This window comes from Burkholderia pyrrocinia, assembly GCF_018417535.1.
GTDB classification, from domain to species: domain Bacteria; phylum Pseudomonadota; class Gammaproteobacteria; order Burkholderiales; family Burkholderiaceae; genus Burkholderia; species Burkholderia pyrrocinia_E.
Window position 1 is genome coordinate 655711 of sequence record NZ_CP070979.1, and the last position, 15665, is coordinate 671375.

The 15665-nt window shown below is 67.9% G+C and carries 10 protein-coding genes; 4 read left to right on the forward strand and 6 right to left on the reverse strand.

Going from position 1 to position 15665, the window contains the following annotated elements; all coding sequences use genetic code 11:
• Positions 1-340 precede the first annotated feature (340 nt).
• The 3 genes from JYG32_RS35940 to JYG32_RS35950 all read left to right on the forward strand — a co-directional run bounded on the left by JYG32_RS35940 (position 341) and on the right by JYG32_RS35950 (position 6351).
• A complete protein-coding gene (locus JYG32_RS35940) occupies positions 341-2554 on the forward strand; it encodes a LamG-like jellyroll fold domain-containing protein (protein ID WP_213268272.1) in 2214 nt (737 codons plus the stop codon).
• A 334-nt stretch (positions 2555-2888) separates the two neighbouring features.
• Entirely contained in the window at positions 2889-4847 is a 1959-nt protein-coding gene (locus JYG32_RS35945; protein ID WP_213268273.1) for a phosphatase PAP2 family protein, read from the forward strand.
• A gap of 340 nt (positions 4848-5187) precedes the next feature.
• Positions 5188-6351: a glycoside hydrolase family 53 protein gene (locus JYG32_RS35950; protein ID WP_213267540.1), complete on the forward strand. Its 1164-nt coding sequence runs from the start codon at positions 5188-5190 to the stop codon at positions 6349-6351.
• 29 nt (positions 6352-6380) lie between these two features.
• On the opposite strand, the gene JYG32_RS35955 is transcribed toward JYG32_RS35950, so the two are convergent.
• From JYG32_RS35955 to JYG32_RS35980, 6 genes are all read right to left on the reverse strand, one after another.
• A complete protein-coding gene (locus JYG32_RS35955; protein WP_213267541.1) occupies positions 6381-7712 on the reverse strand; it encodes a sugar efflux transporter in 1332 nt (443 codons plus the stop codon).
• Positions 7713-7716: 4 nt separating this feature from the next.
• A complete protein-coding gene (locus tag JYG32_RS35960; RefSeq protein WP_213267542.1) occupies positions 7717-9687 on the reverse strand; it encodes a beta-galactosidase in 1971 nt (656 codons plus the stop codon).
• A 38-nt stretch (positions 9688-9725) separates the two neighbouring features.
• Positions 9726-10577, reverse strand: coding sequence for a carbohydrate ABC transporter permease (locus tag JYG32_RS35965; RefSeq protein ID WP_213267543.1), 852 nt, complete (start codon positions 10575-10577; stop codon positions 9726-9728).
• Positions 10578-10588: 11 nt separating this feature from the next.
• A complete protein-coding gene (locus tag JYG32_RS35970; RefSeq protein WP_213267544.1) occupies positions 10589-11506 on the reverse strand; it encodes a carbohydrate ABC transporter permease in 918 nt (305 codons plus the stop codon).
• 74 nt (positions 11507-11580) lie between these two features.
• Positions 11581-12819 carry an ABC transporter substrate-binding protein gene (locus tag JYG32_RS35975; protein ID WP_213267545.1) on the reverse strand — a complete coding sequence of 413 codons (1239 nt, stop codon included), beginning with the start codon at positions 12817-12819 and terminating at the stop codon, positions 11581-11583.
• A 63-nt stretch (positions 12820-12882) separates the two neighbouring features.
• Positions 12883-14037 (reverse strand): ABC transporter ATP-binding protein, encoded by a 1155-nt coding sequence (locus JYG32_RS35980; protein WP_213267546.1) that lies wholly within the window; start codon positions 14035-14037, stop codon positions 12883-12885.
• A 235-nt stretch (positions 14038-14272) separates the two neighbouring features.
• Here JYG32_RS35980 and JYG32_RS35985 point away from each other — a divergent pair, with 235 nt between their 5' ends.
• Entirely contained in the window at positions 14273-15286 is a 1014-nt protein-coding gene (locus JYG32_RS35985) for a LacI family DNA-binding transcriptional regulator (RefSeq protein ID WP_213267547.1), read from the forward strand.
• The last annotated feature ends 379 nt before the right edge of the window (positions 15287-15665 follow it).

Genomic DNA, 15665 nt, shown 5'->3' on the forward strand with positions numbered 1-15665 from the left:
GTCGGTTGTGTGACAACAACACGAATAGCGGGCCGGTATCGATCGGCACACATGAGGCGTCTCCTGAGCGCAGGCCGGCGACGATAATATCTCGCAAACGTATCAATCACCATTTATTTCGATTTTATTAGCATGTTAATCAATCAATTCGTGACAATTACTATCCGATCGACAAGTTGTTTCGTGACAACTTTTTATTTCGTCATGGTGATGCTTCCGCTACACTCGGCGTCGTTATGCGATGACTGATTTCAATGGCGCTCAAGATCGCGTCCGGCGAATGGTCGCCCCGCTCGCCCGCGGTGCCCGTGAGCGGGTCTCGCCAAGGAACGAAGCAACCATGAACGACACGCAATTTCGGTCCGGATCCGGTGCAGGCCTCTCCCGGCGCACCTTCCTCTACAGCATCGGTGCGCTCGCGCTGTCGGCGTGCGGCGGCACGGAAGCGACCGGGAACGCCACCGGCATCGCAGCCGCCGCGGCGGGCAACCGTGCACTCGCACGCGTTGCGACGGGTACCGCGGCCGTCGCAACGCGTGAAGCGTTCGCGCATCCGGGATTGCTGCACACGCAAGCCGATTTCGACCGGATCGCACGGAAGGTATCGGCCGCCGCGTCGCCCTGGCTCGACGGCTGGAACAGGCTGATCGCGAACGGTCACGCGCAATTGTCGTGGTCGCCGCGACCGCAGGCCGTCGTGACGCGCGGCGGCACCGGCACGCAGAACTACCCGGTGCTGTACAAGGACATCGCAGCCGCCTATGCGTGCGCGCTGCGCTGGAAGATCTCCGGCAATACCGCCTATGCGGACAAGGCCGTGCAGATCATGAATGCGTGGTCGTCGACGCTGCAAAGTCTCGCCGGGGACTCGAACGTCGATCTGGCAGCCGGCATCTACGGCTACGAATTCGCCAACGCCGGCGAAATCATGCGCACCTATCCCGGCTGGGCGACGGCCGACTTCGCCGCGTTCCGGACGATGATGGCCGACAAGTTCTACCCGATCAACGCCGACTTCCTGAATCGCCACAACAACACGGACATCACGCATTACTGGGCCAACTGGGATCTGTGCAACCTCGCGTCGATCATGGCGATCGGCGTGCTGTGCGACGATCACGCGAAATTCGACGACGCGGTCAACTATTTCATCGCCGGGCCCGGCAACGGCGCGCTCGCGCAAGCCGTCTACTACGTGCACCCGGGCCATCTCGGCCAATGGCAGGAATCGGGCCGCGACCAGGGGCACAACACGCTCGGCATCGCGCTCGCCGGCGCGATCTGCGAAATGGCGTGGAACCAGGGCATCGACCTGTACGGCCACGACAACAACCGTTTCCTCGCGGGCGCGGAGTATGTCGCAAAGGCGAATCTCGTACAGCCGGACGGCACGTTTCTTCCGGTGCCGTACGTGCCGTACGCGAACGCCGACGTCACGCAAGCGCAATTCTCGACCGCGAGCCAGGGGACGATCCGTCCGTGCTGGGCGCTGGTCTACAACCATTACGTGAGCCGCAAGGGGCTGGCGGCGCCCTGGTCGACGAAGTTCGCGCTCGCGATCCAGCCCGAAGGCGGTGGCGGCAATTACGGCGAAGCGAGCGGCGGCTACGATCAGCTCGGCTACGGCACGCTCACATGCACGCGCGATCCCGTCGCGCCCGCCAGCGCGCCGAGCGGCCTGACCGCATGGCCGGGCGCCGGGCAGGTCGTGCTGTCGTGGTGGGGCACCGCGAATGCGGCAAGCTACAACGTGAAGCGCGCGTCCGTGCCGGGCGGCCCCTACACGACCATCGCGAGCGGCATCGTCGATCCGCCGACGTACACGGACAGCCCGGCGACGGGCACCTGGTACTACGTGATCAGCGCACAGACCGCATCGGGCGAAACCGCGAATTCGGCGGAAGCCGCCGCAGCGACGGCACTGCAGCTGCATACGCTGCTGACGTTCGACGAGACGGGCGGCACGGCCGCTGCGGACACGTCCGGCAACGGTCATGCGGGTACGCTCGCAGGCGGCGCTTCGCACGGGCCCGGGAAAAACGGCAACGCCGTGTCGCTCGACGGTTCGACCGGCTACGTTGCGTTGCCGAACGACATCGTCGCCGACGTGTCGGATTTCACGATCGCGGCGTGGGTGAACTGGAACGGCGGACAGACGTGGGCGCGCCTGTTCGATTTCGGTTCGGGCACCGGACGCTATCTGTTCGTCACGCCGAGGAGCCATGGCGGGACGATGCGCTTTGCGATCACGACCAACGGCGGGCACGGCGAACGCGCGATCGACGGCAACGCTGCGCTGCCGGCCGGACAATGGGCACACGTGGCCGTCACGCTGGCGGCAACGACGGCGACGCTCTATCTGAACGGCAATGCGATCGGCTCGGCGAACGACGTGATATTCGCGCCATGGCGGATCGGACCGACCGCACAGAACTGGATCGGACGTTCGCAGTATCCGGGCGATCCGTTCTTCAACGGCTCGATCGACGAATTCCGCATCTATCGCGGCGCGATGTCGGCCGGCCAGGTGAAGGCGCTTGCGCAGCAAGCGTGATGCGCGCCGGGGCGCGGGCTTTTCGTCCCGTCGGTTTCGGAACAGCAGTGCGCGGTGCATGCCGCGAGAGACCGATACGGACTTCAAGCGGATTCTTGCCGCAACAAGACCGCGCCCTGCGCCGGAAGAGCCGGCATGCGCAGGCCAGCCAAGTAACGGACCGGCAACGTTTGCGTTGCCCACCGACGCCGTGTTCGCTTAGGAAAGCAGATCAAACGTCGCCGACCCGGCATCCTGCTTCCGCGCGCAGAACGACGCGCAACAAATCCTTAACCATCGCGTCACGATCGGCCACCACAATTCGCCATCTTCGATCATCAGGATGGAGTCTTGCATGTTTGCATCACGAAGCCGTCTCCCGCTGCATGTCGCGGCCCTGTCGACCGCGATCGTCCTGGCCGCCTGCGGCGGCGGCGACGATGTCGTCGCAACGAACGCGACGAACGCCGCGGTCCCGGCGCCGCCGGCCGATCCCGGCTTCGTCGACAGCGCGCCCGTGCCGAGCGTGCCCGCGTTGGTCGACAACGTCGCGACCAACCAGCGCGGCGACGCTCGCTATGCAACGCTGTCGACCAACGCTGCGGTGCGCGTGGTGAGCCGCTTCCTCGACCTGTGGCAGCCGTCGACGATGCTCGTCGATGCGGGCGTAACCGCGCCGGCCAACGGCGCGTTTCCGGCCATCTCGCCTTCCACCTGCTCGGGCCTGCCCGGCAACGGCACGCCGTGCGGCACGAGCCTGAACGACGCGGTGCTGGCGGCGAACGTGCAATACGTGGTCAACGCAACGACCGTGCGCACGCCGCAGCAAGCCGACGCCGCCTACTACGACGACCGGCGCGGCAAGGGCTACAGCGTGACGGACGGCATGGGGCCGCTCACCGCGGCATGGCGCACCGCTGCCCGGCAGACGACCAGCATCACCAGCGTGCCGGCCGACGCCACGACCGTCCTCTATAACGACACCGGCAACAATGTCGGCGTCGGCAGCAACGGCAACGCGAGTTTCGGGAAAGTCGTCGACCTGCTCAACGAGATGGGCAACAACGCGTCGACCGAACCCGCGAAGCGCTTCTACAAGTATGCGCGGCCGTATCGCTGGAGCTCGAGCGTCGTCGTCGCGCCGACGCTCGTGCCAGCGGAAAGCACGACGCCGGCGACCGACGGCGGCTTCATCAGCGGTCACCAGGCCGAAGCGATGCGCGACGCCGTGACGATGGCGTGGCTCGTACCAGAACGCTTCCAGGAAATGGTCGGCCGCGGTCTCGAACTCGGCGAGAACCGGATCCTCGCCGGCATGCACTCGCCGCTCGACGTGATCGGCGGCCGCATGCTCGCGCTGGCCGTCAGCGCGGCCAACCTCGCCGCGTACGCGAGCGACGCGCAGGCCGCGTACAACCAGGCGCACCAGACGCTGCAGCAGCTCACCGGCACGACCGATGCGACCTTCCCGGCATTCGCGCGCTCGGGCACGACGGCGACCGACCGGTTCGCCGACTACGCGACGAACAAGGCGGCCTTCACGCGCCGCATGACGTACGGCTTCGGCGCGATCGACGCGACCGGTGCGCCGCCGGTCGTGCCGAAGGGCGCGGAGATCCTGCTGCAGACGCGCTTCCCGTACCTGGGCGCCGACCAGCGGCGCGTCGTGCTCAAGACCACCGAATTGCCGTCCGGCTACCCGGTGATGGACGATGCGGAAGGCTGGGGCCGGCTGAACCTGTTCGCCGCCGCCGACGGCTATGGCGCGTTCAACGGCAACGTGACCGTCGCGATGGACGCGTCGAAGGGCGGCCTCAACGCCGCCGACCTGTGGCGCAACGATATCGCGGGCGCCGGCAAGCTGACGCTGCAAGGCAGCGGCACGCTGACGCTGGCGGGCAACAACAGCTACACGGGCGGCACGCAGATCAGCGGCGGCACGCTCGCCGCCGCTTCCACGACGGCGTTCGGCAACGGCGACGTGTATGTCGGCGCCGGCGGCGGCATCCGGATCGCGGCCGGCGCACCCGTCACGATCGCGACCCGCTACACGCAGCTCGACAACACGACGCTCGAACTCGATATCGACGGCAACGGCGGCGGGCGCCTGCGCGTGGGCGGCGCGTTCACCGTCGCGGGCGGCACGCTGCGCGTGAAGTTCGTGAACGGTTATGCACCGAAAACCGGCGATACCATCGCGCTGATCGACGCGGCAGCCGGCGCCGCAAAATTCTCGACGGTGACGGTCGACGGGTTCAAGGCAACGCCGGTCTATACGGCGTCGGGTGTGTCGATCACGCTGTCGGCAGCGTAGCCGGCATGCGGCAATGACGACGGCCGGTGCGGCGACGCCCGGCCGCGTGGATCACCCGGATGTCGTCGACGACCGGCGACGGCGCGGCATCGATCCGCACGGCCGCCGCCGGGAAACGCGGATGAAATACCGTGCCGGTCTCGCGCGCGTCGCATGAAGCCGGGAATGCGCGCCCTGTCGCGCCTCGCCAGATAGTAGGCAACGCACGCGTTCTTTGCGCGCGCGGCAGCGGGTGCGCTACGCTCGATCCGGCCTCGCATCGAGGCTGAAATTTAAGCGCTTAAACATTTCGAAGACGACGATCCCGTGCCCAACGGGGTCCATCACATGGAGGATGACGATGAACAGACGATCGATGTTGCGCTGGAGCGTTTCAACCGCGGCGCTCGCGTGCGTCGACCTGGCCGGCCCGCTGCCGGCCTTCGCGCAACGCGCCGCGCGCGGCGCGGCGGCGAGCCAGTTCGCGATGGGTGCCGACGTATCGACGCTGCCGGAACTCGAAGCCCATGGCGCGACCTTCTTCGACCACGGCGGTGCCCCGCGCGACTGCCTGAAGATCCTGCGCGCGCATGGCGTCGACGCGATCCGCATCAAGGTCTGGAACGATCCCGGCAACCCGGACTTCTTCCCCGCCAACCAGAGCGCCGCGGCCGGCTACAACGATGCGGCGCACGCCATTGCGCTCGCGCGACGCGCGGCCGCGCTCGGGATGCGCATCCTGATCGACTTCCACTACAGCGACTGGTGGGCCGATCCGGGCAAGCAATACCCGCCGCATGCGTGGGCCGGCAAGAACCTGGCCGACACCTGCGCGCTGCTGTCCGCGTACACGACCGACGTGCTGCGCCGGCTTGCACGCGCGGGCGTGCGGCCCGAGTGGGTGCAGATCGGCAACGAGATCACGGGCGGCATGCTGTGGCCGCTCGGCCGATACGATCAGTGGGACAACCTCGCGCAATTGCTGAAGGCGGGCCGCGACGCGGTGAAGGCCGTCGATCCGCGCATCAAGGTGATGCTGCACATCGACAGCGGCGGCGACAACGGGAAGAGCCGCTGGTGGTTCGACAGCGCGACGCAGCGCGGCGTCGCGTTCGACGTGATCGGCCTGTCGTACTACCCGCAATGGCAAGGCGCGCTCGACGATCTGCGCAACAACGCGAACGATCTCGCGGTGCGCTACGACAAGGAGCTGATCGTCGTGGAGACCGCGTATCCGTGGACCACGAGCGACGGCGATTCGGAGCCGAACGCGATGACGAACACCGGATCGACGACATTCCCGCCGTCGCCGGCCGGTCAGGCGCAGTTCTTCGCGGCCGTGGTCGACATCGTGAAGGGCGTGCCCGGCAATCGCGGCACGGGCGTGTTCTGGTGGGAACCGGAATGGATCCCGACGCCGGGCGTCGGCTGGAAGCTCGGCGCGGGCGATCAGTGGGACAACAACACACTGTTCGACTTCCACGGCCGCGCGCTGTCGTCGCTCGACGCATTCCGGCGACGCTGACCTGCCGCAACGCTGGCGCGCGCCGCGCGTCAGTGCGGCGCATCGAAGCGGCTGCGCGGCCGCTTCGATGCACCTGCCGCGCCTGACGCTCGTGTCACGCCGGCCTGCGGATCGCGCGCATCGTACCCGAGCAGCACGAGCGCCACGACGGCGAGCGCGCCGCAACCCGCGAACGTCGCACGATAGCCGAACAGGCCGACGAACGCGCCCGACAGGATGCCCGACACGATCGAGCCGACGCGCGCCGTACTGAAGAACATCGCGGTCGCGGTGCCGGGACGGGTCGGCATCAGGTCGCACACGCGCGTCATGCCGAGGCACGACGTGATCGCGACCACGCACGCGCTCAACAGTTGCAGCGGCAGGATCGCATCGACGCGCGTCACCGCCGCGAGCCCGACGAAGTACACCACATGCACGGCCGCGCAGCCCGTCAGCCAGCGCGCCTTGTTCAGCCGCGCCGAGCGGATGCCGAGCCACAGCATCATCGGGATCTCGAACAACGCGGCGAGGCCGAGCGCGGCCGACACGTTCGTCGGCGCGCCGCCCAGCCCGCGCACGATATACAGCGGCAGCACGATCATCGTCGCGTTCGCCGCGAGCCCGATCAGCATGAGCGCGGCAAGCGTGCGCAGCACGACCGCACGCGGCGCAACCACGGCCGGTGCCGCATCGACCGACGGCACCGGATCGTCGCCGGGCGCGCTCGTCGCGGCGGACCTGCCCGCATCGGCCGCCGCCGGCCGGCGCGCGGGTTCCGGAATGCGCGCGACGATCATCGCGCACGCGACAAAGCCGGCGGCTGCCGCGAGAAACAGCCCGGTGAAGCCCGTCCGCGCGAGTATCAGCGCACCGAGCGCGGGGCCGAACACCCATGCGACCGACAGCATCGTGCGCAGTGCGGCCGAGGCCAGCTCGCGCTGCGCGTCGCTGTCGACCGGCAGCACCGCGCGTGCGAACGAGAAAATCTGCGACAGCGACACGGCGCCCGCGCCGAGCAGGATCGTGCCGGCCGCGATCACGGGCATGGGCCCGCGCAGCACGCACAGCAACGCGAACCCGAGCGCGGCGGCCGCGAGCGACACGACGAGCAGCGGCCGGTGCCGGTCGCGGCGATCGGACCAGCGACCGGCCCACGTGCTCGCGACGACGCCGCTCGCCGCGATCAGCGTCATGAACACGCCCGCGAGAAACGGCGACATCGCGGCCGCCTCGACGCCGAACAGCGACAGGTACGGCGCGGTAAACGACATCGCAATGCCAAGCATCAGCGCCGCGGCCGACAGAGGAACGAAATGCGCAATCCCGGCCAGGCCCGCGAAACGTGACTGCAGCGACTGCAGCGACCGCGGCGATCGCATCGCGTCAGTCCGGCTCGACCCATGCGGCCACGTCGAGCGCGCCGAGTTCCGGGCCGCCAAGCACGAATCGCGCGCCGGCCGGCGCGGGCAGCGGGCACGGCGCGTCGCCGTAGTTCAGTGCGAACACGACGCGCCCGCGCCGGCGCAGCCTCAGCCCGTCGGGCAGCGCCGCCACGGGCAAGCCGGCGTCGCGCGCGCAGCGGCCGACGATCGCCCGCAATAGCGCACGATCGAAGCAGGCGGTCGCCATCGTCACGTGAGCGCGCCGCACCAGCGCCGGCACGCCGTCGTCGAACGTCGCGAGCACGTCGATGCCGGGCGCCGCGTCCAGGTCGACGTGATCGCGCCATTTCACCGCGTGGCCGTCGACGCCGTCGAACGCGACACGTGGCGCGAGCGACGGCCGCAACGATTCGACCTGCGCGATCCGCATCGGCAGCACGTCACGCAGCTTGCCGGGCGCCAGGCCCGGCACGATCGAGAAATCGGCCGTGCGCGAGCCCGTGCGCGGTCCGAACACCCAGTGCGTGCCACCGCGCGCGACCTGCTCGGCAACGCGGTCCGGGACGACCGGCAGCGTCGGCGCGACGACCAGCGCATAACGCGACACGTCGGCATCGGCCGCGATAATGTCGACGTCGAGCCCCAGTTCGCGCAGTGCGCGATACCAGTCGAACGCGTGCTGTTGATAATCGAAGTCGGCGCCATGCGGCTGGATCCGGATCATCCAGTCGGCCTCGTAGTCGAACAGCAGCGCGACGCGCGCCGGCTCGGCCGCGCCGTCGACGAGCGTGCGGTCGAACGCCGCAAGCTCGCGGGCGACACGCGCCACTTCATGGCCGCCCGCCGACAGCCGGTCGTCGGGCGCATTCAGGCCCGAATGCAGTTGCTCCTGCGCGTGCGGATACTGCCGCCAGCGGAAATACGACACGAGCTCCGCGCCGTGCGCGAACGCTTCCCACGTCCACAGCCGCACCGCGCCGGCATGCGGCACCGGGTTGTGCGGACCCCAGTTGACGGGCCCCGCCTGTTGCTCCATCACCCACATCCGGCCGTTGCCGACGCCGCGATACAGATCGTGCGAGAACGCCGACACGTCCGGATGACCGGTGCGGGCCCAGCGATGCTTGTCCTGCTCGTCGAGCGGCAGCACTTCGGTGCGCGGCACCGGATAGCTGTCCCACGCGGCGACATCCAGGCCCGCGCGCGCGAACGCGTAGTGATCGAATTCGGTGAAAAAGCCCATGAAGTTGTGCAGCACGTCGCGCCCCGGCGCATGCGCACGGATCGCATCGACCTGCGCCGCGTGAAAGCGCGCGACCTCGTCGGACTGAAAGCGCCGGAAGTCGAGCACGTGAGCCGGATTCGCGTCGGTCGGCGTCTGGCGCGGCAGTTCGATCTCGTCGAAGCCGCGATATTCCATGCTCCAGAACACGTTGCCCCACGCGCGGTTCAACGCGCCGACGTCGCCGTAGCGCGCGGCGAGCCATGCACGAAAACCGGCCAGCGCCGCGCGCGTATAGCTCGGCAGCGTGTCGTGGCAGCCGAGTTCGTTGTCGGTCTGCCACGCGATCACGGCCGGATGCGTGCCGTAGCGCCGCGCCATCGCGTCGACGATCCGCACGCAGTGTTCGCGATAGACGGGGCTCGTGATGTCGTAGTGGCGGCGCGAACCGAACTGCCGGACGGCGCCGTCCGCGCCGATCGGCAGGATCTCCGGATGACGGTCGACGAGCCATTTCGGCGGCGCCGCGGTCGGCGTGCCGAGCACGAGCTTCAGGTGCTGGCGCGCGAGCGTGTCGATCGCTTCGTCGAGCCAGGCCCAGTCGTAGCGGCCGGGCTCCGGCTCCATCCGGCTCCACGCGAATTCGGCGATCCGCACGCGCGTCAGGCCGAGTTCGGCCATTCGCCGCGCGTCGCGGTCCCATTGTTCGCGCGGCCAGTGTTCGGGGTAGTAGCAAACGCCGAGGTGCATCGTGGATTCCTTGCAGGAAGAGGAAGGATTGGACGGATTCAGCCTTTCGTCGCGCCGAACGTGAGCCCCGCGACGAAGTGCTTCTGCATCGCGAAGAACATCGCGACCGACGGCAGCGCGGCGAGCACCGACCCGGCCGACACGAGGTTCCATGCGGTGGTCCACTGCCCCTTGAGCGCGGCGACGCCGACGGTGATCGGCGCCGCGTCGTCGCCTTGCGTGAGGCACAGCGCCCAGAAGTAGTCGTTCCACACGAACGTGAACACGAGGATCGCCAGCGCCGCGAGCGCCGGCCGCACGAGCGGCAGCACGACGCGCCAGTAGATCGCCCACTCGGACGCGCCCTCGACGCGCGCGGCTTCGATCAGCTCGAACGGCAACTCGCGGATGAAGTTGCGCAGGAACAGCGTGCAGAACCCGGTCTGAAACGCGGTATGGAACAGCACGAGCGCCCACACCGTGTTGTAGAGCCCGATACCGAGCATGATCTGGCGCACCGGAATCATCAGGATCTGGATCGGCACGAAATTGCCGGCGACGAACAGCCCGAGCAGCACGACGTTGCCGCGAAACCGGTAGTTCGCGAGCGCATGGCCCGCGAGCGACGCGAGCAGGATCGACGCGGCGACCGACGGCAGCGTGATCAGGATGCTGTTCGCGAAGTAGTGGAGCATCGGCGTCTGCGTGAGCGCCATGCCGTAGTTGTCGACGAAGGCGAACTGCTTCGGCCAGCCCCAGTAATGGCCGGCCATGACCTCGTCGGTCGAGCGAACCGACGTGACGAGCACCGCGAGCAGCGGCACGAGCCACAGCACGAGCGCGCATGGCAGCGACAGGCGATACAGCCGGCGGGAATGACGTCCCCAGCGGGACACGGGCATCGGATACATGTTGGCGATCCTTACGATTCGACGCGCACCAGCTTGCGCAGCTGCCACACGATATAGACGAGCATGATCGCGAACAGCACCACCGCGATCGCGGCCGAATAACCTTCGCGGTAGTACTTGATCGCCTGGTCGACCATGAAGTACGCGAGCACGGTCGAGCTGTCGAACGGCCCGCCGCCCGTCATCACGGAGATCAGGTCGAAGCTGCGCAGCGCGCCGATCACGGTCAGCACCACCGCCATGAAGGTCGCGGGGCGCAACTGCGGCAGGATCACGTGCCACAGCAGCGTGACGCCGCGCGCGCCTTCCATGCGCGCGGCCTCGACGATTTCGCCGTTGATGCCGGTGAGCCCGGTCAGGTAGAGGATCATGCAGAACGGGATCTGCGGCCACAGCGCCGCGACGATCACGCCGTAGGTCGCATAGCGCGGATCGCCGAGCACGGGAATGCCGTGCCCGACGACGAGCTTGAGCAGCCCGAACGTCGGGTCGTAGAACCACGAGAACACGAGGCCGACGACGACGCCCGGCAGCACGAACGGCGCGAAGAACAGCGACTTCACGAGCCGGATTCCGAACACGTTCTGGTTCAGGTACAGCGCGAGCGCGAGGCCGAGCGGCGGCGCGGCGAGAAACAGCGCGAGCCAGACCAGGTTGTTCTTCAGCGCGACGTAGAACGTGTCGGACTGCAGCAGTTCGCGATAGTTGTCGAGCCCCGCATAGGTCATCGGCGTCATCCCGTCCCAGTGATGGAAGCTCAGCCAGATGCTGCTGACGATCGGATACAGCACGAACACGGTGAAGAGCGCGAACCCCGGCAGCACGAACAGCAGCGCGGCACGGTTGCGCCGGCGCGCGAGCGACGCGCGCGCATGCCGCTGCGGGCCGGTGTCGCCACGCGCGGCGCCTTCGGACAGGCTGGTTGACATGATGTGACCTTCGACGAAACGAACCTGACGGTTACGACGGAGCGCCGGGCCGGGCGGCCCGGCCGAACGGCGCGCTACTTCCGGTAGATGCGCTTGCGGGTCTGTTCGAGGCGCTGCAGGATCGCGTCGAGTTGCGTCGGGTCGGACAGGAACTGCTGCATCGCCTTCATCCCTTCGTCGGCCATTTCCTTCGTCATGTCGCGGTCGTAGAACTGCGCGATGCCGCCCGGCGTCGTCGCGAGCGTGTGGAAACCGATCTTCGAGATCGGGTCCTGCGGCTCGGGCGCCTTGTTGTTCGACGGCAACTGCCCCATCCCCTTCGCAAACTCGCCGTTGATCGCGGGTTGCCCCATGAACGCGAGCAGGCGGCGCGCGTCCGTCTTGTTGTGCGCCTTTGCCGGAACGACCATCACGTTGACCGGGCCGTCCTCCGCGAGCGGCACCGACGCGTCGATCGCCGGGAAGCGGAAAAAGCCGATCGGATTGCGCGACGCGCCCAGCAGGCCCGCCGAATACCAGGTGCCCATCAGCGTCATCGCGGCCTGCCCGTTGACGATCAGCGGGCTCAGCGAATCGACGTCGTAGGACAGCGCGTTGTCGATGAAATACTTGTCGTCGATCAGCTTTTTCCAGGCCGCATACACGGCGCGCACGCGCGGATCGGTATAAGCGACGTCGCCCGCCATCAGCTTCTGGTGGAACGCGTAGCCGTTGATCCGCAGGTCGAGGTAGTCGAACCATGCGGCAAGCGTCCATGCGTCGCGCGCGGCCACCGCGATCGGCGCAATGCCCGCCGCCTTCAACTTGCGGCATGCGTCGAGAAACTGCGCCCAGTCGGCCGGCTCGCCATGAATGCCCGCCTTCTCGAACAGATCCTTGCGGTAGAACAGGCCATACGCGTCATAGCCGAGCGGCAAGCTGTAGACCTTGCCGCCGTAGGTCGACGATTGCTTCACGGCCGCATACGTGTCGTTCCAGCCGTTCTTCTGCCAGTCCGGCGCAAGATCCTCGATCAGCCCGCGCTTCGCGAAATACGCGAGGCGTTCTCCGTTGTTCCAGCTCAGCACGTCGGGCGGATCGGTCGCGAGCCAGCCCGACATCTGCACCTTGTACGCCTCCTCGCCGACGTAGCTGACCTTCAGGTCGATGTCCGGATTCGCGTTGCGGAACTGGTCGAATACCGCTTGCCACGTCGCGCGCTGGTTGCCGCGCGCGGCTACGTTCACCTTCAGCGTGCCCGCGTCGGCCGTCCCCGCGGCGAACGCGGCGGCAGTCGTCAGGGCAAGCAGCAGTCGGCTCGCACGAAATCTCATCGTTGTCTCCTGGTATTGGTGTGATGGGTGCCGCGTCGCACGCGGCGGATCGGCGATGCGCGGCTACGCGAACGCCGCTTCGGCATGGACGGCCGGCAACGCGATGCCGGCATCGTCGAACAGGTGGCAGCACGACGGCGGCACGCGCAACGCATGGCGCTCGCCGCGCCGCAACGCGGCCTGGCCCGGCAGTTTCGCAAGCAGCGGGACGCCGCCGGGCTGGTCGAGATGCACGTACGCGGCTTCGCCCAACTGCTCGACGAGCGCGACGTCGCGAACGATCGACGGCACGTCGGCATCGCCGGACGGCGCGAGCGCCAGATGCTCGGGACGAATTCCCAACGTCACGCGCGCGCCGCTGCCGACGTGGCGCGGCAACGGACGATCGCGCAAGGTCAGCGTTTCGCCGGTGCCGTCCAGGCGCAGGCGACAGCCGCGCGCATCGCTCGATTCGACGGCCGCCGGCAGGAAATTCATCCGCGGCGAGCCGATGAAGCCCGCGACGAAGCGGTTGGCCGGCCGGTGATACAGCTCGAGCGGCGCACCGGCCTGCGCGATGCTGCCGAAGCGCGCGACGTCGTCGCCCGCGTGCAGCAGCACGATCCGGTCGGCCAGCGTCATCGCCTCGATCTGGTCGTGTGTGACGTAGACGGAGCTCGACTGCGTGAAGCGCGCATGCAGGCGCGCGATCTCGACACGCGTCTGGCCGCGCAGCGTCGCGTCGAGATTCGACAGCGGCTCGTCGAACAGGAACACGCGCGGCTCGCGCACGATCGCGCGGCCGATCGCGACGCGCTGCCGCTGGCCGCCCGACAGCGCCTTCGGCTTGCGCTCGAGCAGCGCGTCGAGCTGCAGCACGCGCGCGACCTCGGTCACGCGGCGGCGGATCTCGTCCTTCGGCACGCCGGCGATGCGCAATCCGAAACCGATGTTGTCGAACACGGTCATGTGCGGAAACAGCGCATAGCTCTGGAACACCATCGCGACGCCGCGCTCGGCGGGTGGCGTGTCGTTCATTCGGGCCCCCCCGATCCGCAGTTCGCCTTCGCTCACGTCCTCGAGCCCGGCGATCATCCGCAACAGCGTGGACTTGCCGCAGCCCGACGGACCGAGAAACACGCAGAATTCGTGCGATGCGATCTCGAGGTTCACGTTGCGCAGCACCGGCGCATGGTCGCCGTAGCGCTTCGAGACGTCCTTCAATGAAATGGCGGTCATCGCGCTCTCCTCTCCTGAATCACGCGCGTCGAATCGAGAAATTTAAACGCTTAAATTTTGATGGCGCAATGAGCCCGGTTCGCCGTACCATGTCGTCTCCTTCATCTGATGTGTCGAGAAATTAGCGTATCGCCTGTCCCTGCGCAACTTGTGGGACGCACTCCCAGAATATGAGCAAACACACCCCTGCTTCGCACGCCCCGCACGGCGCCGTCCGACCGGCCGGAGGCCGTGCATGGTGACGCTCGCGGAAGTCGCGCGACGCGCGAACGTCACCGCGGCCACGGTTTCGAACGTGCTGCGCAATCCGCAGAAGGTGAAGCCGGCGACCGTCGAGCGCGTGATGGTGGCGATTCGCGAACTCGGCTATCGACCGAATCTCACCGCGCGTGCGCTCGCCGAGGGCCGCACGTCGACGCTCGCGCTGATGCTGTCGAACATCACGAACCCGTTCTATCCGGAGTTCGTGCTGGCCGCCGAGCGCGAGGCACGCAAGCGCGGCCATTACCTGCTGGTGTCCAATACCGACGACGACCCGGCGATCACCCGCAACTACCTCGAGCGGATCGCCGGTACGCTTGCGGCCGGTGCGATCGTGATGAACACCGATCTCGCCGAAGCCGAACTCGCCGACATCGCGCGCCACGGCGCGTCGATCGTGCTGTGCATGTGGGAGCACGTGCATGCGTCGCGCGCGCTGCCGTGCGTGACCGTCGATTTCGCCGCGGCGGGCGCGCTGGCCGCCGCGCATCTGTCCGGGCTGCGGCATCGCGCATTCGGCGCACTCGTCGGCAAGGGTTCGGGCGGTCCGCAGTCGATGCGGCTGCGCGGCTTTACCGACGAACTCGCGGCTCGCGGCCATCCGCCGGACGCGGTAACGACCGTGTCCTCACACGATTCGATCGAGGGCGGCTACGAGGCGGCCGCCGCGCTGCTGCGCGCGAAGCCCGATCTCACCGCGCTGTTCGCGACCAACGACCTGATGGCGATCGGCGCGATGCAGGCGGCGGCCGATCTTGGCCTGCGCGTGCCGGCCGATCTTTCGATCGTCGGCATGACCGATATCCAGCTCGCCCATCAGTTCCGCCCTGCGCTGACGACGGTCCGGTTCCCGACGTCGCTGATCGCCGCGCGCGCGATCGCGCTGACACTCGACATGATCGACGGGATCGAGCCGGCCGCGGCCGTGCATACCGTCGGCACGCCGGAGCTCGTCGTGCGGGAGTCGACCGGCACGGCGCAGGGTTGATTCGTGCTGGTGGCCGATTCGGCCCGATCATGGCGCGACGCGCCGCCGGCGTCGGCCCCGTGTTGTCGTGCTGGTGATGTCGGTTGCACGCGAGTCGGTATGCACCGGCCGATGGCGCCGTTCGCGAGCGCAGCGATCATACCGGTCGAACGTGGCACGGTCTTTAAAAAAATGCGTGGGCGTTCGCTGGTGGGCAGTCTTTGGTTGGATCGCCGGGGACGGGGCCGGCACGATGGAGCGTCACAGACCGTCGACTTCGCGGAAGCGGTAACCGGAGACGGTCCGTGCCTGAACGGGCTCGCCGCACGGAGGTGCGCCGGCCGTGCCTGCGGGTAGCATCGACCACGCCGGTTAATGAGGCGCCGGTCTCACGGCCATG

What these genes read in the sequence shown, in the direction of transcription:
- JYG32_RS35940 (WP_213268272.1), top strand. Translation starts at nt 341, where the DNA reads ATGAACGACACGCAATTTCGGTCCGGATCCGGTGCAGGCCTCTCCCGG.
- JYG32_RS35945 (WP_213268273.1), top strand. Translation starts at nt 2,889, where the DNA reads ATGTTTGCATCACGAAGCCGTCTCCCGCTGCATGTCGCGGCCCTGTCG.
- JYG32_RS35950 (WP_213267540.1), top strand. Translation starts at nt 5,188, where the DNA reads ATGAACAGACGATCGATGTTGCGCTGGAGCGTTTCAACCGCGGCGCTC.
- JYG32_RS35955 (WP_213267541.1), bottom strand. Translation starts at nt 7,712, where the DNA reads ATGCGATCGCCGCGGTCGCTGCAGTCGCTGCAGTCACGTTTCGCGGGC.
- JYG32_RS35960 (WP_213267542.1), bottom strand. Translation starts at nt 9,687, where the DNA reads ATGCACCTCGGCGTTTGCTACTACCCCGAACACTGGCCGCGCGAACAA.
- JYG32_RS35965 (WP_213267543.1), bottom strand. Translation starts at nt 10,577, where the DNA reads ATGTATCCGATGCCCGTGTCCCGCTGGGGACGTCATTCCCGCCGGCTG.
- JYG32_RS35970 (WP_213267544.1), bottom strand. Translation starts at nt 11,506, where the DNA reads ATGTCAACCAGCCTGTCCGAAGGCGCCGCGCGTGGCGACACCGGCCCG.
- JYG32_RS35975 (WP_213267545.1), bottom strand. Translation starts at nt 12,819, where the DNA reads ATGAGATTTCGTGCGAGCCGACTGCTGCTTGCCCTGACGACTGCCGCC.
- JYG32_RS35980 (WP_213267546.1), bottom strand. Translation starts at nt 14,037, where the DNA reads ATGACCGCCATTTCATTGAAGGACGTCTCGAAGCGCTACGGCGACCAT.
- JYG32_RS35985 (WP_213267547.1), top strand. Translation starts at nt 14,273, where the DNA reads ATGGTGACGCTCGCGGAAGTCGCGCGACGCGCGAACGTCACCGCGGCC.